The organism is Micromonospora sp. HB375 (assembly GCF_017872985.1).
GTDB lineage: Bacteria > Actinomycetota > Actinomycetes > Mycobacteriales > Micromonosporaceae > Micromonospora > Micromonospora chalcea.
Map to the genome: position 1 here is coordinate 1516886 of NZ_JAGGJO010000001.1, position 21372 is coordinate 1538257.

General features: G+C 70.7%; 18 protein-coding genes. 9 read left to right on the forward strand and 9 right to left on the reverse strand.

Features of this window, described 5'->3' with window-relative positions:
* Positions 1–531: 531 nt before the first annotated feature.
* Positions 532–708: a hypothetical protein gene (locus tag J3R08_RS07300; protein ID WP_209960446.1), complete on the forward strand. Its 177-nt coding sequence runs from the start codon at positions 532–534 to the stop codon at positions 706–708.
* A gap of 1026 nt (positions 709–1734) precedes the next feature.
* Here J3R08_RS07300 and J3R08_RS07305 read toward each other — a convergent pair.
* The 4 genes from J3R08_RS07305 to J3R08_RS07320 all read right to left on the reverse strand — a co-directional run bounded on the left by J3R08_RS07305 (position 1735) and on the right by J3R08_RS07320 (position 5082).
* Complete coding sequence (locus tag J3R08_RS07305) at positions 1735–2607, reverse strand: amino acid ABC transporter permease (protein ID WP_209960448.1); 873 nt, start codon at positions 2605–2607, stop codon at positions 1735–1737.
* Entirely contained in the window at positions 2604–3260 is a 657-nt protein-coding gene (locus J3R08_RS07310) for an amino acid ABC transporter permease (protein WP_013284735.1), read from the reverse strand. Before J3R08_RS07310 ends, J3R08_RS07305 begins: the two co-directional genes overlap by 4 nt.
* Before the next feature lie 78 nt (positions 3261–3338).
* Positions 3339–4274, reverse strand: coding sequence for a glutamate ABC transporter substrate-binding protein (locus J3R08_RS07315; RefSeq protein WP_121685686.1), 936 nt, complete (start codon positions 4272–4274; stop codon positions 3339–3341).
* 52 nt (positions 4275–4326) lie between these two features.
* Positions 4327–5082, reverse strand: coding sequence for an amino acid ABC transporter ATP-binding protein (locus J3R08_RS07320; RefSeq protein WP_030504151.1), 756 nt, complete (start codon positions 5080–5082; stop codon positions 4327–4329).
* A 198-nt stretch (positions 5083–5280) separates the two neighbouring features.
* Here J3R08_RS07320 and selD point away from each other — a divergent pair, with 198 nt between their 5' ends.
* Both selD and J3R08_RS07330 read left to right on the forward strand, forming a co-directional pair.
* Complete coding sequence (gene selD / locus J3R08_RS07325) at positions 5281–6270, forward strand: selenide, water dikinase SelD (protein WP_064447111.1); 990 nt, start codon at positions 5281–5283, stop codon at positions 6268–6270.
* A gap of 213 nt (positions 6271–6483) precedes the next feature.
* Complete coding sequence (locus tag J3R08_RS07330) at positions 6484–6963, forward strand: hypothetical protein (protein ID WP_043325725.1); 480 nt, start codon at positions 6484–6486, stop codon at positions 6961–6963.
* A 79-nt stretch (positions 6964–7042) separates the two neighbouring features.
* Here J3R08_RS07330 and J3R08_RS07335 read toward each other — a convergent pair whose 3' ends face one another.
* Complete coding sequence (locus tag J3R08_RS07335) at positions 7043–7270, reverse strand: DUF2277 family protein (protein ID WP_043325723.1); 228 nt, start codon at positions 7268–7270, stop codon at positions 7043–7045.
* A gap of 52 nt (positions 7271–7322) precedes the next feature.
* Between J3R08_RS07335 and miaB the strand changes: the two genes are divergently transcribed.
* Positions 7323–8822, forward strand: a complete 1500-nt coding sequence (gene miaB, locus J3R08_RS07340) for a tRNA (N6-isopentenyl adenosine(37)-C2)-methylthiotransferase MiaB (RefSeq protein WP_209960450.1) — start codon at positions 7323–7325, stop codon at positions 8820–8822.
* A 91-nt stretch (positions 8823–8913) separates the two neighbouring features.
* Here the strand turns inward: miaB and J3R08_RS07345 are convergent, their stop codons facing one another.
* Positions 8914–10536, reverse strand: a complete 1623-nt coding sequence (locus J3R08_RS07345) for a cellulase family glycosylhydrolase (protein ID WP_209960452.1) — start codon at positions 10534–10536, stop codon at positions 8914–8916.
* Between the two features lie 331 nt (positions 10537–10867).
* Positions 10868–12076: a DUF349 domain-containing protein gene (locus J3R08_RS07350; RefSeq protein WP_064447113.1), complete on the reverse strand. Its 1209-nt coding sequence runs from the start codon at positions 12074–12076 to the stop codon at positions 10868–10870.
* A 205-nt stretch (positions 12077–12281) separates the two neighbouring features.
* Between J3R08_RS07350 and J3R08_RS07355 the strand changes: the two genes are divergently transcribed.
* From J3R08_RS07355 to dapF, 3 genes are read left to right on the forward strand one after another with little or no spacing between them, the layout of a single operon-like run.
* Positions 12282–13001, forward strand: coding sequence for a hypothetical protein (locus tag J3R08_RS07355; RefSeq protein WP_209960455.1), 720 nt, complete (start codon positions 12282–12284; stop codon positions 12999–13001).
* Positions 12998–13903, forward strand: a complete 906-nt coding sequence (gene miaA, locus J3R08_RS07360; RefSeq protein ID WP_209960457.1) for a tRNA (adenosine(37)-N6)-dimethylallyltransferase MiaA — start codon at positions 12998–13000, stop codon at positions 13901–13903. The genes J3R08_RS07355 and miaA overlap by 4 nt, the downstream gene beginning before the upstream one ends.
* Positions 13904–13910: 7 nt before the next feature.
* Positions 13911–14789: a diaminopimelate epimerase gene (gene dapF / locus J3R08_RS07365; protein ID WP_209960458.1), complete on the forward strand. Its 879-nt coding sequence runs from the start codon at positions 13911–13913 to the stop codon at positions 14787–14789.
* A 679-nt stretch (positions 14790–15468) separates the two neighbouring features.
* On the opposite strand, the gene J3R08_RS07370 is transcribed toward dapF, so the two are convergent.
* Positions 15469–16941, reverse strand: coding sequence for an NAD-dependent malic enzyme (locus J3R08_RS07370; RefSeq protein ID WP_064447117.1), 1473 nt, complete (start codon positions 16939–16941; stop codon positions 15469–15471).
* 169 nt (positions 16942–17110) lie between these two features.
* On the opposite strand from J3R08_RS07370, the gene hflX reads away from it, so the two are divergent.
* Both hflX and J3R08_RS07380 read left to right on the forward strand, forming a co-directional pair.
* Positions 17111–18601, forward strand: a complete 1491-nt coding sequence (gene hflX, locus J3R08_RS07375) for a GTPase HflX (RefSeq protein WP_231915529.1) — start codon at positions 17111–17113, stop codon at positions 18599–18601.
* 50 nt (positions 18602–18651) lie between these two features.
* A complete protein-coding gene (locus J3R08_RS07380; protein ID WP_209960460.1) occupies positions 18652–20349 on the forward strand; it encodes a hypothetical protein in 1698 nt (565 codons plus the stop codon).
* A gap of 56 nt (positions 20350–20405) precedes the next feature.
* On the opposite strand, the gene lexA is transcribed toward J3R08_RS07380, so the two are convergent.
* The gene (lexA, locus tag J3R08_RS07385; protein WP_043325711.1) at positions 20406–21188 is read right to left on the reverse strand and encodes a transcriptional repressor LexA; all 783 of its coding nucleotides are present in this window, start codon (positions 21186–21188) and stop codon (positions 20406–20408) included.
* Positions 21189–21372 lie beyond the last annotated feature (184 nt).

Sequence of the window (21372 nt, forward strand, 5' to 3'; positions counted from 1 at the left end):
TTGACGTTGTCAGGTGCAGGCGGGTAGGGAGACGTCAGAGCTGAATCATCCACCGGTCAATCACCCAGGCATACTCATGGCAGGTTGCGTACGAGTCCGTGCCACCCCAGGCGAGTGAGCCCGCAGCTGTGTATTCGTGTCCCGAATTCTCCTCACACCTGACGTAGACCTGGTAACTTTTGGTTCCAGTGCAGTAGCCTTTGGCGGTCCTGTCGTTGACAAGGCTCGTGTAGCAGCCCGCAGCCATGGCGGGGGAGGTCGTGACGACGGTGGCGGCGCTGGTGGCGAGAAGCGTCAATGCTGAAAGTGCTGTGAGTTGAATTCTTCTTAGCTTCATTGGAAGTCCTCACGTCAGATTCTCGTCGGCTTGAGTGGGATTAGGTGGCGAATTTGACCCAGCGCTCAATCACCCATGCATATTCGTGGCACTGTGCATAGGAGGTTGAGTTGTTGGAGACCCAATTTCCGTAAGCGGTGTACGTTGCGCCTGAATTCTCCTCGCACCGCGCCTCGATTCGATAGCTTGTCGGCGTGTTGCACCGGGCCATCGCAAATCGGTCGCTGGAAACCCAGGTCTCGCAGAAGGAAGAGGAAGTAGCGGCGCTGGCTGTTGAGGGAGACAGCGTAAATGCCGTGCCGGCTGCGACGGTTGCCACCGCTGAGATACGAATTAACGATAAGAGAAATCTTCTGACCACCATCGATTAATCGGCTCCAATGCCTCATTGCTTTTGCGGACGCTGCACCCGGGCAATGATTGAGACTTTCCCGCTGCCACCCCCGTTGTATTTACGCTAGCCGCTGCTTGCTGCTGCCGATAAATTCTCGGCTGCACTGACAGCTACTGACGCGAGCCTATGTGATGCACTTGCCAGGGTCAAGGGATTGCTAGCTGGAGCAACTCCGGAAAGTTGCTGAGGGAAGGCGTCGGCTTCGCGTCTTGGGTTCGGCCGCGGCGTTTGAGTCAGGGTCACGCGTAGTCGAGTATCTGCTGGTCACGGTGGTCTCGATGCCGTGAAGGGGGCGGTTGGCAGGCGGTCGATATGGGGCTGGTGGTCTCTATGTTGCCAGGGCCTTGGCTGTCGTTACGTGCTACCGAGCAGGGCTAGTGGGCGGGTGCCGTCGGCGGACGGATGCCGATTGGCAGCGGCGATGATGGAATCCGTTAAGGCGAAATGCGCTGATGGCCGCGTTGCGTAGGGCGGCCATGACCTGTGGTTCGGTGCCGCTAGAATCTGTGTCGGCTCCGCCAGTTTCAGGCGGAGCCGACACAGGGCCGCCGGACAGACCGAGAAGCCCACATGCCACCGGTCCCAGTCGTGGTTCACGAGGGCGGCCTGCTCATCCCAGGCTCAGCGGGGCTTTGCCTCGGCGGACCTCGTCGATGCCGAGCGCTACGACCGGCCCAGACTCGGTCGGCAACAGCGCAGCGGCGTGGGCGGTGAAGCGGCTACGACAATCGGCGAGGAGATGCTGTGGGCACGGGCGGCCTGCACTACCGTGCGTCCGCGTCGGCCACCGCCGCCCCGGCCGCTGCGCGTTGCTGGGTAACCTCCAGACGTAGTTGTCACTCCACAACGACTGCACGCCCACCAGCGAGCGGATCGGCCGGCCGCCGCTGACGATGGCATGGATGCGTTTTCGCAATTGACCAGCCGGTCGAATGCTCTGAACAGGTCGGCCCTGCCGTATGGGACGTAGCCATCGATCGAATCAATGCAGGGGCGCGGCATATCATTCCGGGCGCGAGACGTCCGCGCTGGCGTCTCGCGCCGCGACAACCTTGCCGGCCGTTTTCGGTAGCCGGGTCAGCCGCTTCTGCAACCACCAGGCCAGGACCGACAGCAGGCCGCAGATGCTGATGTAGATGGCCGCGACGACCAGGTACGTCGGCACGTACGGCAGACCGAACGCCAGCCGGCCGCCGATCTGCTTGCCCACGAAGAGCAGCTCCGGGTACGTGATGATGAAGCCGAGCGCGGTGTCCTTGAGCAGGACGACGAGCTGGCTCACGATCGCCGGGAGCATCGACCGGAACGCCTGCGGCAGCAGGATCAGTCGGAGCACCTGGTTCTTGCGCATGCCGATCGCGTACGCGCCCTCGGACTGCCCGTACGGCACGGCGTTGATGCCGGCCCGGAAGATCTCCGCCAGCACCGAGCCGTTGTAGAGCGTCAACCCGATGACCAGCGCCCAGAACTTGTCGATCGGCCAGCCGTACTGCAACGGCACGTAGTAGCCGAAGAAGATCAGGATCAGCAGCGGGATGGCCCGGAACAGCTCCACCACGAACGTGGCGGGCGCCCGGAACAACACCTTGTCGCTGAGCCGGGCGCTGGCGAAGAACGCGCCGAACAGCAGTGCCAGCACGGTGGCGACGGCGGCGACCTTCAGCGTGGCCCAGAGGCCGTTCAGCAGCTCCCGCTGCACGGCCGCGTACTGGAACTGTTCCCACTTGCGGGCCTCGAACTGGCCGGTCTGGTCGAACTTGTAGACCACGAACGCGATCAGCGCGACGATCGCCGCGATCGAGACGACGCCGAGGATCCGGTTGCGCCTGCGGGCCTTCGGGCCGGGGATGTCGTAGAGGACGCTGCTGCTGCTCACCGGGCCACCGCCCACTTGCGCTCGAGGATCCGCTGGAGCACCACCAGCGGGATGATCAGGATCAGGAAGCCGATCACGATCCAGGTGAGCACGATGAACTGCGGCTCACCCCGTTCCGACATGTACGCCGGGATGGCGCCGGCCTCCAGCACGGAGAAGCCGGCGGCGATCGTGGTGTTCTTCAGCATGGCGATGAGCACGCTCATCATGGGCGGGACCATGGCCCGCAGCGCCTGCGGCAGCACGATCAGCGTCAGCACCTGGGCGAATGTCATGCCCAGCGCGCGGGCCGCCTCGGCCTGTCCGGTGGCTACGGTGTTCACGCCGGAGCGGACCACCTCGCAGATGAACGCCGAGGTGTACGCGATCAGCGCGATGCAGGCGCTGTTGAAGTAGTCGATGTTGACGTCCAGCTTCGGCACCGCGAAGACGAGGAACGCGAACACCAGCGTCAGGGGAGTGTTGCGCACCAGGTTGACGTAGGTGGCGCCGAACGCCCGCAGCGCGGGGACCGGGGACACCCGCATCGCGCCGAGCAGCATGCCGAGGACGAGACTGCCGACGCCGGCGATCAGGAACAGCTTGACGGTGTTGTAGAACCCCTCGCGGAACAGGCTCGCGTTGTCCGTCAGGACGCGGAAGAACTCGCCCATACCTCGCTCTCACTCTCTCCAGACGGGACCGGGCGGGGAGGAGGACCTCCCCGCCCGGTCCGACGTCGGTGCGGACCGTCAGTACCGCTCGAGCTGCGGCGCAGTGGCCGGCGAGCCGGACTTGCCGAGCGTGCCGTCGTAGATCTTCTTCCAGGTGCCGTCGGTGAACGCCGCCTCGATCTGGTCGTTCACGTAGTCACGCAGCGCCTTGTCGTCCTTCGGCAGGCCGATGCCGTACTTCTCGGTGCTGAACGGCTGGCCGACGACCTTGAGCTCGTCCGGGTTCTGCGCGGCGTAGCCCTTGAGGATGGCGTCGTCGGTGGTCACCGCGTCGACCTTCTTGTCGAGCAGCTGCGAGACGCACTCGGAGTAGGTCTTGAACTCGACGATGTTCTCGCCCTCGGTCAGGCCCTCGTCGCGGATCTTCTGGATCGGCGTGGAGCCGGTGGCCGAGCAGACCTTCTTGCCCTTGAGCGTGTCCTTGCCGGTGATCGACGACTCGTCCTTGCGGACCAGCAGGTCCTGGCCGGCGACGAAGTACGGGCCGGCGAAGGAGACGTCGTTCTTGCGCTTGTCGGTGATCGAGTAGGTGCCGACGTAGTAGTCGATCTCGCCACCCTTGATCGCGGTCTCGCGGTTGGCGGACGCGATCTCCTTGTACTCGATCTTCGCCGGGTCGACGCCGAGGGTGCTGGCGACGTACTGGGCGATCTCGATGTCGAAGCCGCAGCGCTTGCCCTGGGCGTCCTTGTAGCCGAGGTTCGGCTGGTCGAACTTGACGCCGATGACGACCTTGCCGGCCGACTTGATCTTCTCGAAGGCCGGGCTGCCGGCGACGTTGGCGTCCGTCTTGGGGGTGAAGGTCACGCCCGAGCTGCTGCAGCTGTCGCCCTGGGCTCCACCGCTGGCGTTGCCGCCGCCGCTGGGAGCGGGGTCCCCCTCCTTGCCACAGGCGGCCGCGGACAGGGCGAGCGAGGCCATCATGGCCACCGCCGCCACGCGCTTGTAACGCATACTCAATCTCCTTCTTCGACGGAGCCGCCGGGACGACTCCAACTACGGACGCTCAGTGAGTGAGGATCTTGGAGAGGAAGTCCTTGGCCCGCTCGCTGCGCGGGTTCGCGAAGAACTCGGCCGGCGGCGCGTCCTCGACCAGTTGCCCGTCGGCCATGAAGACCACCCGGTTGGCGGCGTGCCGGGCGAAACCCATCTCGTGGGTCACCACGACCATGGTCATGCCCTCGCTCGCCAGGGACGTCATCACGTCCAGCACCTCGCCGACCATCTCCGGGTCCAGCGCGCTGGTCGGCTCGTCGAAGAGCATCGCCTTGGGCTGCATGGCCAGCGCGCGGGCGATCGCCGCCCGCTGCTGCTGACCGCCGGAGAGCTGCGCCGGGTACTTGTCCGCCTGGTTGGCGATGCCGACGCGGTCGAGCAGCGCCAGGCCGCGCTCGCGGGCGGCGGCCGGCTTCTCCTTGCGCACCTTGACCGGCCCCAGCGTGACGTTCTCCAGGATGGTCTTGTGGGCGAAGAGGTTGAACGACTGGAAGACCATGCCGACCTCGCTGCGCAGCTTGGCCAGGGGCTTGCCCTCGGCCGGCAGCGGCTGCCCGTCGAACGTGATGGTGCCCTTGTCGATGGGCTCCAGCCGGTTGATCGTGCGGCACAGCGTCGACTTGCCGGAGCCGGACGGGCCGATCACCACGACCACCTCGCCCCGGCCGACGGAGAGGGACACGTCGTCGAGCACGTGCAGCGGCCCGAACCACTTGTTGACCCCGTCGAGCACGATCAGCGGGTCGCCCGTCGTCACGTCGTCCACCGTCCCTGTCGTCCATGCCGGAATTGGGGGTCGATCGACCCCCGGTTGGGCAACTGTAGGCGGGGTGATGTGGCAGTACGCAACTCAGATGGTCACGGAGCGGTAACACCGGTCACCTGCATACCGGCACGTCCGAATTTTGTCGCCGTCCGGGTGGGCCGAGTGGCGCCGAAGGCGCTGGCCAGAGATCATGAGGTGATGACCGACGCGATCCGGCTGACCGACTACGCCCGCGGTGGCGGCTGCGCCTGCAAGATCCCTCCGGGCGAGCTGGAGGCGATGGTCGCCGGCCTCGGCGCGACCGGCGGCTCCGCCGACCTGCTGGTCGGGCTGGAGAACGGCGACGACGCCGCGGTGGTCCGGCTGGACGAGCGTACGGGCCTGGTCAGCACCGCCGACTTCTTCACCCCGGTGGTCGACGACGCCTACGACTGGGGGCGCATCGCCGCCGCCAACGCGCTCTCCGACGTGTACGCGATGGGCGGCACCCCGCTCGTCGCGCTGAACCTGCTCTGCTGGCCGCGCGGCGTGCTGCCGCCGGAGATGGCCCGGGAGGTGCTGCGCGGCGGTCTGGACGTGGCCCGGGAGGCGAACTGCCACCTGGCCGGCGGGCACAGCGTGGACGACGACGGCCCGAAGTACGGCCTGGCGGTCACCGGCGTGGTCCGGCCGGAGGAGCTGATCACGCTGGACGCCGGGCGGGCCGGGCTGCCGCTGTCGCTGACCAAGCCGCTCGGCGTGGGCGTGCTCAACACCCGGCACAAGCAGACCGGCCAGCGTTTTCCCGAGGCGGTCGAGTCGATGGCCCGGCTCAACCGGGACGCGGCCCGCGCGGCGGTGGCCGCCGGCATCCGCTGCGGCACCGACGTCACCGGTTTCGGCCTGCTCGGGCACGCCTCGAAGCTGGCCCGCGCGAGCCGCCTCACGGTGGCGATCGACGCGGCGGCGGTGCCGTACCTGCCGGGCGCGCGGGAGGCGATGCGCGACGGGTACGTCAGCGGCGGCACCCGGCGCAACCTGGAGTGGGTCAACCCGTGGACCGACTTCGGCGACGCGGACGAGGGAGAGCGGCTGCTGCTGGCCGACGCGCAGACCTCGGGCGGCCTGCTGGTCGCCGGTGAGGTGCCCGGTGGGACCGTCATCGGTGAGTTGCTGCCGGCCTCGGAGCACCTGATCCGGGTTCGCTGAACGCGCCGGTCGGGCGCGGCGGGAACGCGAACGCGGCACCGTACCCGATAAACTGTCATCTTCCAGCTACTCTGGGCAACGTCGCCCGAGGGAATTTTGCCCGGAATGGTCACAGACCGGTAACTTGCGCCCGGCTGAGGGCAAATGCCCTCCACCATCGTCAGTAGGGCCCGATCCGGAGGCCGGTGGAAACGAGCGCGGCGAGGAGGCGGCATGACCGAGCTGTGGAACTGGAGAATCGACGGCGGCGAGCCGGTGGAGGTCTACCCGGCACTGGCCGAGGCGCTCGGCCGGGTGGTGATGCCCATGGCCGTCGCCGACCCGATGCGGCTCCCCGCGTACGCGGTGGTCTGCGACGTGTGGGAGGCGCCCGGGCTGTACGGCACCGTGGTCGACTGTTACGGCGTGCCCGAGAGCCTGGCCGAGCTGCCCGCGCTCGCGGCGCTGGCCCGGCTGCTGGGCCGCAACTGCCTGATGCGCGACGACACCCTCGACGCCGGCCGGCACCTGCTGTTCGCGCCGGACGGCACGATCCGCCCGGTGCACTTCGACGTGGCCGACACCGACGACGGCGAGGTGCTCAGCCACCACCGGCTCTGCACCCAGGCCGACCCGCGCTGCCGGGGCTGGTCGCAGTGCCACCGCTCCCGCTGGGCTCCCGACACGGTCGCCCCGGCGCTCGCCGCCGCCTGACCGCGAGCGCCGGCCGGCGGCGGTGACCGGCGCTCGCCGCCGTGCCCCCGCCCGGCGGCGAGCCGTGGCGGCCCCGGGCTCAGTCCCGGGTCGCCGGCTGCTGGCCCCGCACCACGAGCTGGTCGAGCAGCGTCGCGGTGGCGGCGGCCACGGCGTCCACCGCGGCGTCGAACGCGGCCGCGTTGTGCGCCGCCGGGGTACGGAATCCGGAGATCTTCCGGACGTACTGCAACGCGGCGGCGCGGATGTCCTCCTCGGTCACCACCGGGACGTACGGCTCACGCAGGGTCTTGATGCTCCGGCACACGGCTCCTCCTCGTTCGATCCGATCAGCTCCACCCGGATACGCTGTCCGGGTCATGACTACCGCAGCCGCGGGCAGCCCGCGCACCTACCAGGTGCGTACGTACGGCTGCCAGATGAACGTGCACGACTCCGAGCGCATCTCCGGCCTCCTCGAGGACGCCGGGTACGTGCGCGCCGCCGAGGCCGACGAGCAGCCCGACGTGGTGGTGTTCAACACCTGCGCGGTCCGGGAGAACGCCGACAACCGGCTCTACGGCAACCTGGGTCATCTGCGCCCCGTGAAGGCCAAGCACCCCGGGATGCAGATCGCCGTCGGCGGCTGCCTGGCCCAGAAGGACCGGGGCGACATCGTCCGCAAGGCGCCCTGGGTGGACGTCGTCTTCGGCACGCACAACATCGGCTCGCTGCCGGCGCTGCTGGACCGGGCGCGGCACAACACCGCGGCCGAGGTGGAGATCCTGGAGTCGCTGGAGGTCTTCCCCTCCACGCTGCCGACCCGGCGCGAGTCGACGTACGCCGGGTGGGTCTCGATCTCCGTCGGCTGCAACAACACCTGCACGTTCTGCATCGTGCCCTCCCTGCGCGGCAAGGAGAAGGACCGCCGCCCCGGCGACGTCCTCGCCGAGGTGCGCGCGCTCGCCGACGCCGGCGTGCTGGAGGTGACGCTGCTCGGGCAGAACGTCAACTCGTACGGCGTCGAGTTCGGCGACCGGTACGCCTTCGGCAAGCTGCTGCGCGCCTGCGGCGACATCGACGGGCTGGAGCGGGTGCGGTTCACCAGCCCGCACCCGAAGGACTTCACCGACGACGTGATCGCCGCGATGGCGGAGACGCCGAACGTCTGCCACTCGCTGCACATGCCGCTGCAGTCCGGCTCGGACGACGTGCTGCGGGCGATGCGCCGCTCGTACCGGTCGGAGAAGTACCTGGGGATCATCGAGAAGGTCCGGGCGGCGATGCCGGACGCGGCGATCACCACCGACATCATCGTCGGCTTCCCCGGCGAGACCGAGGCCGACTTCGCCCGCACGCTCGACGTGGTCCGGGAGGCGCGGTTCTCGTCGGCGTTCACGTTCCAGTACTCCAAGCGCCCCGGCACCCCGGCCGCCACGATGGACGGGCAGCTGCCCAAGCAGGTCGTGCAGGAGCGCTACGAGCGGCTGATCGCCTGCGTCGAGGAGATCACCTGGGCGGAGAACAAGAAGCTGGTCGGGGAGACCGTCGAGGTGCTGGTGGCGGTCGGCGAGGGCCGCAAGGACGAGCGCACCGGCCGGATGTCCGGCCGTGCCCGCGACGGCCGGCTCGTGCACTTCGCCACCGGTGAGCTGGCCGGGCAGATCCGCCCCGGCGACATCGTGCACACAGTCGTCACGTACGCCGCACCGCACCACCTGAACGCCGACGGTGCGCCGCTGGCGCATCGGCGTACCCGGGCCGGTGACGCGGCCGAGGCGGGACAGGTTCCGCGTACCCCGGGGGTGCTGCTCGGACTGCCGACGATCGGCGCGCCGGCTGCGACGCCCGCCCCCACCGGCGGCTGCGCCGCCCACTGACCGGATGCAAGGAAGGGCCCCCTTTTAACACTTGGTGTTAAAAGGGGGCCCTTCCTCTACCTCAGGCGTTAATAAGGGGCCCTTCCTTGCATCAGCAGGCGGTGCCGTTGAGCTTGACCGTGGCGGGGGCGGCGGCGGTGCCGTTGGCGGTGAAGCCGACGGTGACCGACGCGCCCGCCGCCAGCGACGACGCCCAGCCCGGCGCGGCGGCAGTCACAGTGGTGCCGGACTGCGTGACAGTGGCGTTCCAGCCGCTCGCCAGCGTCACCCCGGACGGCCAGGTCCAGGTGGCCGACCACGGGTTCACCGCGGCGGTGCCGGTGTTCTTGACCGTCAGCTCACCCTGGAAGCCGCCCGCCCAGGAGTTGATCTGCTTGTAGGTGGCGGTGCAGCCACCGGTCACCGGAGGCGGCGGGGTGGTCGGCGCCGGTGACGTGTTCGGCGTGCCGGTCGGGGACGGGCTGGTGGTGCCGCCACCACCGGACGGCGGGATCAGGTACGGCGTGAGGATGTCCTGCTTCGGCTGGTTGATAGTGGTCCAGTCGTCGTTGGCGATGCCGCCGGTGTCACCGGAGTTCGGGTTCCACGACCAGTACGTGAACGACATGCCGTTCACGCCGGTACCGGTGTACGCCATCAGGTTCTGCAGCCAGATCTTGTCCTTGGGGTCCTGCAGCGTGGTGCCGAACTCGCCCATCATGATCGGCGCGATGTTCTGCTTGTACAGGTAACCCCAGTACTTGTCCCAGATGGCCGGCATGTTCGCCGGGTACGTCGGGTCGTCGAACCAGGCCTGCCGGTACACCGACGTGGCGTACTCGTGCGGCGAGTAGACCAGCCGGTTGGCCACGTTCAGCCGGACCGGGAACTGCCCGGCCTTGGACAGGTTGCCGCCCCACCAGCCGCAGTCCTCGTCGTTGCTGGGGTCGTTGTCCCAGACGTTCGACAGGCCGCCGCTCGGGCAGCTCACGCCCTCCACGAAGATCAGCCAGTTCGGCTGCACGCCGAGGATCGCGTTGCCGGCCCGCTCGGCGGCCAGCCGCCAGTCCCGCGCGGTGTCGCCGCAGCCCCAGCAGGCGCCGGTGGCGGCCGGGTTGGTGCCCTCGGCGTGCGGCTCGTTGTGCAGGTCCGCGCCGATCACTGTGGTGTTGCCGGCGTACCGCTGGGCCAGCATCTTCCAGTCGTTGATCCAGGTCGCCTCGGAGACGGTCGAGGTGTACCAGAGCGGCGACTGCCCGGCCGACGTGGGCCGGTGCCGGTCCAGGATGACCCGCATCCCCTTGCTGCCCGCGTAGTCGATGACCTTGTCGAGGATCTGCAGCGGGGAGAGCCCGATCAGGTCCGGGTTGACGAAGTCGTTGATGCCGGTGGCTGTCGCGCCGGACTTGAGCGCGTCGTTCGAGTACGGAATCCGCAGCGTGTTGTAGCCCAGCCGGGCCATGGTGTCGAGCTGGCCGCGCCACGGGTTGCTCGACCACAGCCCGTGGAACGTCTTGTTGTCGGTCTCCATCCCGAACCAGTTGATGCCGGTCAGCCGGACTGTCGCGCCGGTACTGTCGACGATCTTGTTGCCGCTGGTGTGCAGGTAACCGGTGCCGGTGCCACCGGCCGCCGCGGCGGCCGGTGTGGTGGAGACGGCGGCGGCGACGAGAACGCCGGCCGCAGCGGTGGCGAGCGCCGTCAGGGCGCCGCCGAGGGCGGTGCGTCGGTGCATGGGAGCTCCACTTCGGATGCCCGCGCCGCGCAGGCGCCGCGGGCGGCAGGACCAGGAGGCACGTCCCGCTCGTCATCGAGTACGCGCGCAGCGCGCGCCGGGCCGTGTCGTGTGGACGGCCAACCGCGAGATGTCGCACCGGCGACCGTCGACGGCGAGATCAGCCGTCGGTGCCCTCGTGCCGGTGCCTGAACCTGGCTCCGCCGCTCATTCTGATCAGCCCGCCTCGATGCGTCAACCCGGCCCGGACGCAGGTGAGCCCCCGGGCCGGAACGGCCGGGGGCTCACCCGATGTGTCTGTCCGCCGGCCTGCCCGGCCGGGGTGCGTGCGTCAGCCGGCCTGCTCGGCGAGCTGGAGGAACTGCCGCTTCGACGCGAGCGCCTGCTCGGCCTCCTTGATCCGGCGGGCGTCACCGGCGGCCTGGGCCCGGGCCAGCCGGTCCTCGGCCTCGGCGACCTGGGCGCGCATCTGCGCCAGCAGCGGGTTGTCCTCCTTGGAGGTACGCCGCCACGCCGAGTCCATCACCTCGCGGACCTTGTCGTCCACGGCCCGCAGCCGGCGCTCCAGCCCGGACGCGGCCTCGCGGGGCACGCGACCGGCCTCGTGCCACTGCGCCTGGATCTCCCGCAGCTTCGCCTGGGCGCCCTTCGGGTCGGCGTCGACGTCGAGCGCCTCGGCCTCGGCCAGCAGCGCCTGCTTGCGCTCCAGGTTGGCGCGCTGCTCGTTGTCGCGTGCCGAGAAGACCTCGCTGCGCCGGCTGAAGAACTCGTCCTGCGCGGCCCGGAACCGTTCCCAGAGCTTCTGCTCGGCCTCCTTGGCGGCGCGCGGCGCGGCCTTCCACTGGGCCATCAGGTCCTTGAGCTGCCCGGCGGTGACGCCCCAGTCGGTGGAGTCCTTGAGCTTCTCCGCCTCGGCGACCAGCTCCTCCTTGACCGTCTGCGCCTGCTTGCGCTGCTGGTCCAGGGAGGCGAAGTGGGCGCCCCGGCGGCGGGTGAAGCCGTCCCGCGCGGCGGCGAACCGCTTCCACAGCTCACCGTCGGTCTTCTTGTCGACGCCGCGGATGGTCTTCCACTCGTCGAGGATCTCCTTGAGCCGGTCCCCGGCGGTCTTCCAGCCGGTCGACTCGGCCGCCAGCTTCTCGGCCTCCTCGACCAGGGCGGTCTTGCGCGCCAGCGCCTCACCGCGGGCGGCCTCGCGGGCCGCCTTGGCCTCGCCGGCCTTCTCCTCGGCGACGACGGCGAGCTTGTCCAGCCGGGCGGCCAGCGCGTCGAGGTCACCGACCACGTGCGCCTCGGCCAGCGAACCGCGGATCCGCCGGATCGTGGTCAGGGAGTGGCCGGCATCAGCCGCGCCCGAGTTGAGCCGGGCCTCGGTCAGGTCGACCTCGGTCACCAGATCGGCGTAGCGCCGGGCGAAGTGGGCGAGCCCTTCCTCCGGTGCGCCCGCCTGCCAGGATCCGACCACCCGCTCGCCCTCGGTCGTCTTGACGTAGACGGTGCCGTCCTCGTCCACCCGTCCGAAGGCAGTCCAGTCGCTCATGTGCCCATCCTCGTTCTCCCGGCGTCGAGGGGACAGTCCCCTCGAATCGCCGCCACGGCGCAGCAAACTTTCTCCCGGCATTGTCACAGGTCCGACCCGGTCCGTGTCGAGCGCCTGCCGTCGACCGTGACCATACGGTGTCGTACGCCCTCGATGACCGGATCGGCGCGGGGACGCACCGGCGGATCCCGATAGGTTTGGGGGCGTGCCACTGGTCGCCGCCGCAGTCTGCCCCCATCCGCCGCTTATCGTGCCCGAGCTGGCCGGCGCCGCCGCGCCCGAGCTGGACGACCTGCGCGCCGCCGCCGACGCCGCTGTCGCACGGCTGCTCGCCGCCGGGCCCGAGGCGGTCCTGCTCGTCGGAGCAGGGCCGGAGACCGTCCGGTTCAACGCCGCCGACTGGGGTTCCCTGCGCGGCTTCGGGCTGGACCGGCCGGTGCGGCTGTGGAAGATCTCCTGCTCCGGCGCGGAGCGCCTGCCGCTGAGCCTGACCGTCGGCGCCTGGCTGCTCAACCGTTCCGGCACCGAGCTGCCCCGCCTGGCCCGGTCGGTGGCCCACGACGCCACACCGGCGCAGTGCGCGGCGTTCGGCGCGAGCCTGATCGCCGACGACGATCCGCGGGTCGCGCTGCTCGTGCTCGGTGACGGGTCCGCCTGCCGCGGCGTCAAGGCGCCGGGGTACGACGATCCGCGCGCCGAGGCGTACGACGAAGGGGTTGCGGTTGCCCTGGCCGACGCGGACACGGCGGCGCTGCGCGACCTGGACCCGGTGCTGTCGGCGCAGCTGCGGGTTGCCGGGCGCGCGCCGTGGCAGGTGCTGGCCGGAGCGGCCCGGGCGGCGGGCGGCGACTGGCGTGGTGACGTCAGCTACCAGGACGCGCCCTACGGCGTGGCCTACTTCGTGGCGAACTGGGAGCGGGCATGACCGTCGTGGCGGTGGTCGGGCCGACCGCGGCCGGGAAGTCGGCGCTGAGCATCGCGCTGGCGCACGCGCTCGGCGGCGAGGTGGTCAACGCCGACTCGATGCAGCTCTACCGGGGCATGGACATCGGCACCGCGAAGCTGACGCCGGCCGAACGCGAGGGTGTGCCGCATCACCTGCTGGACATCTGGCCGGTGACCGAGCCGGCGAGCGTCGCGGAGTACCAGGCGCTGGCCCGCGCTGCCGTCGACGACATCCTGGCCCGGGGGCGGGTGCCGCTGCTGGTCGGCGGCTCCGGGCTGTACGTGCGGGCGGTGCTCGAACAGTTCGAGTTCCCCGGCACCGACCCGGCGCTGCGGCAGCGGCTGGAGGCGGAGCTGGCCGCTGTCGGCCCGCTGCCGCTGCACGCGCGGCTGGCCGAGGCGGACCCGGGGGCGGCGGCGAGCATCCTGCCCACGAACGGACGGCGGATCGTGCGGGCGCTGGAGGTGATCGAGCTGACCGGCGCGCCGTTCACCGCGTCGCTGCCGTCGCCCACGCCGTACTACCCGTCGGTGCAGCTCGGCGTCGACCTGGACACCGCGTCGCTGGACGAGCGGATCGCGCTGCGGGTGGACCGGATGTGGGCCGACGGCCTGGTCGACGAGGTGCGGGCGCTGGTCGGCGAAGGGCTGCCCGAGGGGCGTACGGCCAGCCGGGCGCTCGGCTACCAGCAGGTGCTGCGGTTCCTGGCCGGGGAGCTGACCGAGGCCGAAGCGCACGAGGAGACCGTCCGCGCGACCCGCCGGTTCGTCCGCCGGCAGCGCTCCTGGTTCCGGCGCGACCCGCGCGTGCACTGGCTGGACTCGGCGTCGCCCACGTTTCTCGACACTGCCCTGCGGGTGGTCGCCGAGCATCGGCCATGATGGGGGCGTGGAGTTCACAAAGGGTCACGGCACCGGCAACGACTTCGTCATCCTGCCCGACCCGGACGGCACCCTCGACCTGACACCCGGCCTGGTGGCCGCGCTCTGCGACAGGCGGCGCGGCCTCGGCGGCGATGGCGTGCTGCGCGTCGTACGCGCCGCCAAGCACCCCGAGGGCGTCGCGCTCGCCGGTGAGGCCGAGTGGTTCATGGACTACTGGAACTCCGACGGCTCGTTCGCCGAGATGTGCGGCAACGGGGCCCGCGTGTTCGTCCGCTACCTGCTGGACCGTTCGCTGGCCGCCGCCTCGTCCTCGTCGTCCTCGTCGTCCTCGTCCTCGTCGGGCGGGACGCTGCCCATCGCCACCCGCGCCGGTCTGGTGCGGGCCCGGGTCGAGGGCGCGGACGTGGCGGTCGAGATGCGCCGCCCCCGGCTGTACGACACGGCGACCGCCACGCTCGGCGGGCTGACGCTGCCCGGTGCCGCGGTGGACGTCGGCAACCCGCACCTGGTGTGCGCGCTGCCCGCCGCGCTGGAGCTGACCGGCCTCGACCTGACCCGCGCGCCCGAGGTGGACGCCGGGACCTTCCCGGCCGGGGTGAACGTGGAGTTCACCACGCCCGGCGAGCCGGTGACCGGCGCCGACGCGCACGTGCTGATGCGGGTCTACGAGCGCGGCTCGGCCGAGACACTGTCCTGCGGCACCGGCGCGTGCGCGGTCGGCGCGGTGGCGTTGCGCGACGCCGGCCTCGACACCGGCACGGTGGCGGTGGACGTACCCGGTGGACGCCTCACGGTCACCGTGACACCCGACTCCTGCTGGCTGTCGGGCCCGGCGGTCCTGGTGGCCACCGGCACCCTGACCCCGTCCGCCCTGACCCCCTGACCGCGCCCTCTCCGTCTGCGGCGCCCCCCCTTCGCGGTTGATCAAGGAGTTTGCGGGGGATTTCCGGCGTCCCAGTGACACGAACTCCTTGGTCAACTTGGGGTGTTCGCGGCCCTGGCACGCGGGGCCTTGGCCGTCCGTACCATCCCGCCCTGGCGCGCTGCCGCCCGGCATGATCAACACCAGCTCGCCGAAGTGGTGGTGTCGCGGAGCCTCTGATGGCACCACCTCGGGGAACTGGTGTTGATCAAGGGCGATGATGCCGCCACTTCGGGGAAGTGGAGTCGATCAAGCCGGGGTGAGGGTCATTTGTCCGGCTTTTCCCCCCGGGGCGGGGCGCTGTTGTGGATCTTGGAAGATTGGGACCCCTCTGGCTGCCATTTCCTTCCAAGATCTCGCGTGGACGCGCGTCGGGCGACGCGCGTCCACTCGGGCGCGGGTGGCGTGCGTAGCCGAAGAAGTGCGCGCGTGTGCTGAGAAGAGCGTCTGAGCCGGGCACTCGCGTGCGGTGGAAGCCATGCCCCTGTCCCGGAAGCTGCTGGTGTGCCCGAATCGGCACGTGCACCCAGAAGCCGTGCGCGTGCCCGGAACACGCGCGCTCGTGTCTCCGACCCGGCAGGGGCGTGCCCCGCGAGGAGGCGCTGCCCTGCGAGAGGGCGCCGCGAGCGGGAGGAGCGCGTCAGGGGGTGGCGCTGGCGTTGGCGGCGATCTCGGGCAGGTCGGCCGGGCCCGGGTCGGCCGCCGGCGCCGGCGTGGCGGCCGGGTTCTGGGCGGCGGCCCGCACCGCGGCGGCCACCGCCGGGGCGACCCGGGAGTCGAAGACGCTCGGCACGATCACCGTTGGGTTGATCTTGTCTTCGCCGACCACGTCCGCGATGGCCCGGGCGGCGGCGAGCGCCATCTCCTCGGTGAACTCCTCGGCGTGCGCGTCGAGCATGCCGCGGAACACGCCGGGGAAGGCGAGCACGTTGTTGATCTGGTTGGGCTGGTCGGAGCGGCCGGTGGCGACTACTGCGGCGTACTTGCGCGCCTCGCGCGGGTCCACCTCCGGGTCGGGGTTCGCCAGCGCGAAGACGATCGAGTCCTTCGCCATCTGGGCGATGTCGTCGCCGGTGAGCAGGTTCGGCGCGCTCACGCCGATGAACACGTCCGCGCCGCGTACCGCACCGGCCAGGTCGCCGGAGTAGTTCTCCTTGTTGGTGTTCTCGGCCAGCCACTGCCAGGCCGGGTTGAGGTCCGGCAGGCCGCGGTGCAGGGCGCCCTGGCGGTCGTACGCGATGATGTCGCCCACGCCCTGGCGCAGCAGCAGCTTCATGATCGCGGTGCCGGCCGCGCCGGCGCCGGAGACCACGACCCGGACGTCCGCGAGCTGCTTGCCCACGACGCGCAGCGCGTTCGTCAGCGCGGCCAGCACGCAGATCGCGGTGCCGTGCTGGTCGTCGTGGAAGACCGGGATGTCCAGCGCCTCGCGCAGCCGGGCCTCGATCTCGAAGCAGCGTGGCGCGGCGATGTCCTCCAGGTTGATCCCGCCGTACGCGGGCGCGATCGCCTTGACGATCGCCACGATCTCGTCGGTGTCCTGGGTGTCCAGCACCACCGGCCAGGCGTCCACCCCGCCGAAGCGCTTGAACAGGGCGGCCTTGCCCTCCATCACCGGCAGCGAGGCGGCCGGGCCGAGGTTGCCCAGGCCGAGCACGGCGGTGCCGTCGCTGACCACGGCGACGGTGTTGCGCTTGATGGTGAGCCGGCGCGCGTCGGCCGGGTTCTCCGCGATGGCCATGCAGACCCGGGCCACACCCGGGGTGTACGCGCGGGACAGCTCGTCGCGGGTACGCAGCGCGACCTTCGGGGTCACCTCGATCTTGCCGCCGAGGTGCAGCAGGAACGTGCGGTCGGAGACCTTGCGGACGTCCACCCCGTCGAGCGCGGTGAGCGCGTCGACGACCTGGTCGGCGTGCCCGGCGTCGGCGGTGTCGCAGGTGAGGTCGACGATCACGTGCGCGGGGTCGGAGTCGACCACGTCCAGCGCGGTGACGATGGCCCCGGCCTCGCCGGCGGCGGTGGTGAGCCGGCCGATGGAGGAGGCGTCGGCGGGTACCGCGATCCGGATGGTGATGGAGAATCCGGCACTCGGCAGTCGTGTGTTGGCCACGAGAAACTCCTCCGTCGGCGCTGAGCGGCTCGACTGGCATTTCTACTCGCCCGCGCAGGTCGCCCGGCATCCGCCCCCGCTACCGGTCAGTAGCGTCACGGGCATAAGGCAGGTGCGCCGGGCGTTGTCACATGTCAGGATTGCTGTCACGCGCCGAAAATTCTCGGCGATGCACATAACGGACAGGAGACGCAGTTTGCGCGAGCAGGAGACCTTCCATCCCTACACCGACGACGAGCTCGAGGCCACCACGGGCGAGTACGAGCTGTCGGAGCGGCAGGCGCTGCGGCGGGTCCCCGGCCTCTCCACCGAACTCACAGATATCACCGAGGTCGAATACCGCCAGCTGCGGCTGGAGCGGGTCGTCCTGGTCGGCGTCTGGACCGAGGGCACCCAGACCGACGCCGACAACAGCCTCACCGAACTGGCGGCGCTGGCCGAGACGGCCGGCTCGCAGGTGCTCGAAGGGCTGATCCAGCGCCGGCACCGGCCCGACCCGGCCACGTACATCGGTCGCGGCAAGGTCGACGACCTGGGCGCGGTGGTGCTGTCCACCGGCGCCGACACCATCATCTGCGACGGTGAGCTGTCGCCGTCGCAGCTGCGCAACCTGGAGCAGCGCACCAAGGTCAAGGTGGTCGACCGGACCGCCCTGATCCTCGACATCTTCGCCCAGCACGCCAAGAGCAAGGAGGGCAAGGCGCAGGTCGAGCTGGCCCAGCTCGAATACCTGCTGCCGCGCCTGCGCGGTTGGGGCGAGACGCTGTCCCGGCAGACCGGCGGTAGCGGTCGCGGCGGTGGCGCCGGCGGCGGCGTGGGCCTGCGCGGTCCCGGTGAGACCAAGCTGGAGACCGACCGTCGGCGTATCCGCCACCGCATCGCGCGGCTGCGCCGCGAGATCAAGAGCATGGCGACGGTACGCCAGACCAAGCGCTCCCGACGCACCCGTAACGCGGTGCCGGCGGTGGCCATCGCCGGCTACACCAACGCCGGCAAGTCCAGCCTGCTCAACCGCCTCACCGGGGCGGGCGTGCTGGTGGAGAACGCGCTGTTCGCCACGCTGGACCCGACCACCCGCCGCGCCACCACGTCCGACGGGCGGCTCTACACGCTGTCCGACACGGTCGGCTTCGTCCGGCACCTGCCGCACCAGATCGTCGAGGCGTTCCGCTCGACGCTGGAGGAGGTCGCCGACGCGGACCTGGTCGTGCACGTGGTCGACGGCACCCACCCGGACCCGGAGGAGCAGGTCCGGGCGGTACGCGAGGTGCTCGCCGAGGTGGGCGCCGACCGGCTGCCGGAGCTCCTGGTGGTGAACAAGACCGACGCCACCGACGAGGAGACGATGCTGCGGCTCAAGCGGCTGTGGCCGGACGCCGTGTTCGTCTCCGCGCACAGTGGCCGCGGGATCGACGAGCTGCGCGAGGCGGTCGAGCGCCGGCTGCCCCGGCCGGCCGTCGAGGTGCGCGTCGTGCTCCCGTACGACCGGGGTGACCTGGTCGCCCGGGCGCACCGGCAGGGTGAGGTGCTCAGCACCGCTCACCTGCCCGAAGGCACGCTGCTGCACGTACGGGTGGGCCAGGGGCTCGCCGCCGAGCTCGCGCCCTACCGGGCGGGGGATCGGCTGACCAGCGACGAGCGGGTGGGCGCCGGACGGTGAGCCGTCCGGCGTCACCCGCCGGAAACCCGCGTCGTGCGACACTGAGCGTCATGCGGCACGTTGTCTCCTCGGTCACGCTCGCGCTCGGCCTGGTCGGCGCGGTCGTGGCGCCGGCCGGGCCGGCCCCGGCGGCTCCCGCCGCGGCCCCCGTGCTGGCCGCGGCTCCCAAGAAGAAGTGCACGGTCGAGGACAACCGCCTCCGCGAGCTGTCCGGCCTGATCGCCACCAGCAGCGGGTACGTCGTGATCAACGACGGCACGGACGACCCCAGCCGCAAGCGGGTCTTCTACCTGGACGCCAAGTGCAAGGTCGAGAAGGAGGTCCGGTACTCCGGTGACGGGCCCTTCGACACGGAGGACCTGGCGCTCGGCCCGGACCGCAAGACCCTCTGGATCGCCGACACCGGCGACAACGTGGAGAAGAAGACCCGCCGGGAGCGGGTCGCGGTCTGGACGATGCCGCTCAGCGGCGCGAAGCAGCCCGTGCTGCACCGGCTCAGCTACCCGGGCAAGGAGCCGCACGACGCGGAGGCCCTGCTCGTCGGCGACGACAACATGCCGCTGGTGATCACCAAGGACCTGTCCGGCAAGTCGGAGATCTTCACGCCGACGGTGAAGCTGAAGACCGCCGGCGACCCCGAGCCGATCCCGATGAAGAAGGTCGGCGAGGTCACGCTGCCGAAGACCGACACCGAGAACAAGCTCGGGTCGCCCGGGCGAGCGCTGGTGACCGGCGCGGCCCGTTCACCCGACGGCAGCAAGGTCGTGCTGCGCACGTACGCCGACGCGTTCGAGTTCGACGTGTCCGGCGGCGACATCGTCAAGGCGCTGACCACAGGTAAGCCCCGGATCACCCCGCTGGCCGACCCGTTCGGCGAGGCGATCTCGTACACGCCCGACGGCAAGTTGTTCGTCACCGTCTCCGACGGCGGGACGCTGGACGACTCGGATCCGATCGACATTCTCAGCTACACGCCGTCCACCAGTGGCGCGGAGGCGCTCCCGAACGGCGGCAAGGCCGAGACGAAGGCGGCCGCCGAGAAGTCCTGGCTCGAAGGGCTCTCACTCGACGAGATCACGTACCTGATCGCGGCGGTCGGGGTGATCGGCGCGCTCCTGGTCGGCGCGGGCGTCTTCGGGATCCTGCGGTCGCGGCGCAAGCCCGCGCCGCGGGCCGAGGAGCCGGAGCGCAGCGGCGAGTTCCCGGTGAACGGCGGGTTCCCGTCGGCGGAACGGCCTGACGCCCCACGCGGCGGGGTCTACGGCGGGGGCCAGGGCGGCGTCTACGGTGGCGCGGCGAACGGCGACCGTCCGCCCTCTGGCGGTGTCTACGGCGGTGGCCGGCCGGGTGGCGGCGTGTACGGCGGCGGCCCTCAGGAGGGCGGCCGTGGCCAGGGCGGTGGCCGTCCCCCGGGCGGCACCCGTCCGCAGGGTGGTGGGGTGTACGGCGGTGGCGCCCCGGCCGGCGGCGGAGGTCGCGGTGGCGGTGTCTACGGCGGTGGCCAGGGCGGCGGCGGCCAGGGCGGTTCAGGTCGTGGCGGTCAGGGTGGCGGCTACGGCGGCGGCCCGGGCGGGCCCGGTTACCGCGGGCAGCCCGGTGGCGGGCCGCGCGGAGGCGGCGGCCGGGCCGAGCCGCCGCGTCGCGGCCAGGACCCGCGTGGCGCGCGCCGCGACGACGGCTACGACGATCGGGGTCAGTACGGCCCGGTGTCCGGTGGTGGCCGGGAGTACCGGGGCGACCGCTACTGAGACGACATGGAAAAGGGGGTGACCGCGACGGTCACCCCCTTTCCGCTGCTGTGGGGTCAGATGCGGCGCAGCACCGCCACCACGCGACCCATGATGGTGGCGTCGTCGCCGGGGATCGGGTCGAAGGCCGGGTTCTGCGGCATCAGCCAGACGTGCCCGTCCCGCCGCCGGTAGGTCTTGACCGTCGCCTCGCCGTCGAGCATCGCGGCGACGATGTCGCCGACCTCGGCGTTGGGCTGCTGCCGGACGACCACCCAGTCGCCGTCGCAGATCGCCGCGTCGAGCATCGAGTCGCCCTTGACCTGGAGCATGAAGACCTCGCCCTCGCCGACCAGCTCGCGGGGGAGGGGGAAGATGTCCTCCACCGCCTGCTCGGCCAGGATCGGCCCACCGGCGGCGATGCGGCCCAGCATCGGCACGTACGCCGGGGTGGGGCGCTGCGCGCGGGCGGCCTCGTCGTCGGCCTCGCCCGGGGCCCGGACGTCGACGGCGCGTGGCCGGTTCGGGTCGCGGCGCAGGAAGCCCTTCTTCTCCAGCTCCTTGAGCTGGTAGGCGACGCTGGACGGGGAGACCAGGCCGACCGCCTCACCGATCTCGCGCACGCTCGGCGGGTAGCCGTGCCGCTCGACCCAGGTGCGGATGAACTCCAGGATCCGCCGCTGCCGGGCGGTCAGGTCGACGCTCGTCGGGTCGGGGAAACTGCTCACCACCGGCGTGACCGGGCGTACCGCCGCCGGGGCGGTGCGGCTGCGGGCGGCGCGGGGGCGGCGGGTCGCCGGAGGACCCGCCCCGTCGTTCGGCTGCGGGTTCTTCTGCCGGCTGGCCCGGTCCTCGGTCACGTCCGTCCCTCCCTGGTCGGCGCTGGGGTGCCTCGTCGGCTCGTGGTGCGTGTGGTCTGACCGTATAGGTGAGATCGGTCATTTTCAAACATCTGTACGACCTGCTGTCGGCGTGTCGTGCCGAATTCCTGGATTTCCGAACTGTTGTTCTGATAGAAGAGTACGCCGCTCGTACAGATGTTCC

What these genes read in the sequence shown, in the direction of transcription:
- hflX (WP_231915529.1), top strand. Translation starts at nt 17,111, where the DNA reads ATGCACATAACGGACAGGAGACGCAGTTTGCGCGAGCAGGAGACCTTC.
- J3R08_RS07310 (WP_013284735.1), bottom strand. Translation starts at nt 3,260, where the DNA reads ATGGGCGAGTTCTTCCGCGTCCTGACGGACAACGCGAGCCTGTTCCGC.
- miaA (WP_209960457.1), top strand. Translation starts at nt 12,998, where the DNA reads ATGACCGTCGTGGCGGTGGTCGGGCCGACCGCGGCCGGGAAGTCGGCG.
- J3R08_RS07380 (WP_209960460.1), top strand. Translation starts at nt 18,652, where the DNA reads ATGCGGCACGTTGTCTCCTCGGTCACGCTCGCGCTCGGCCTGGTCGGC.
- selD (WP_064447111.1), top strand. Translation starts at nt 5,281, where the DNA reads ATGACCGACGCGATCCGGCTGACCGACTACGCCCGCGGTGGCGGCTGC.
- J3R08_RS07330 (WP_043325725.1), top strand. Translation starts at nt 6,484, where the DNA reads ATGACCGAGCTGTGGAACTGGAGAATCGACGGCGGCGAGCCGGTGGAG.
- J3R08_RS07315 (WP_121685686.1), bottom strand. Translation starts at nt 4,274, where the DNA reads ATGCGTTACAAGCGCGTGGCGGCGGTGGCCATGATGGCCTCGCTCGCC.
- J3R08_RS07345 (WP_209960452.1), bottom strand. Translation starts at nt 10,536, where the DNA reads ATGCACCGACGCACCGCCCTCGGCGGCGCCCTGACGGCGCTCGCCACC.
- J3R08_RS07350 (WP_064447113.1), bottom strand. Translation starts at nt 12,076, where the DNA reads ATGAGCGACTGGACTGCCTTCGGACGGGTGGACGAGGACGGCACCGTC.
- miaB (WP_209960450.1), top strand. Translation starts at nt 7,323, where the DNA reads ATGACTACCGCAGCCGCGGGCAGCCCGCGCACCTACCAGGTGCGTACG.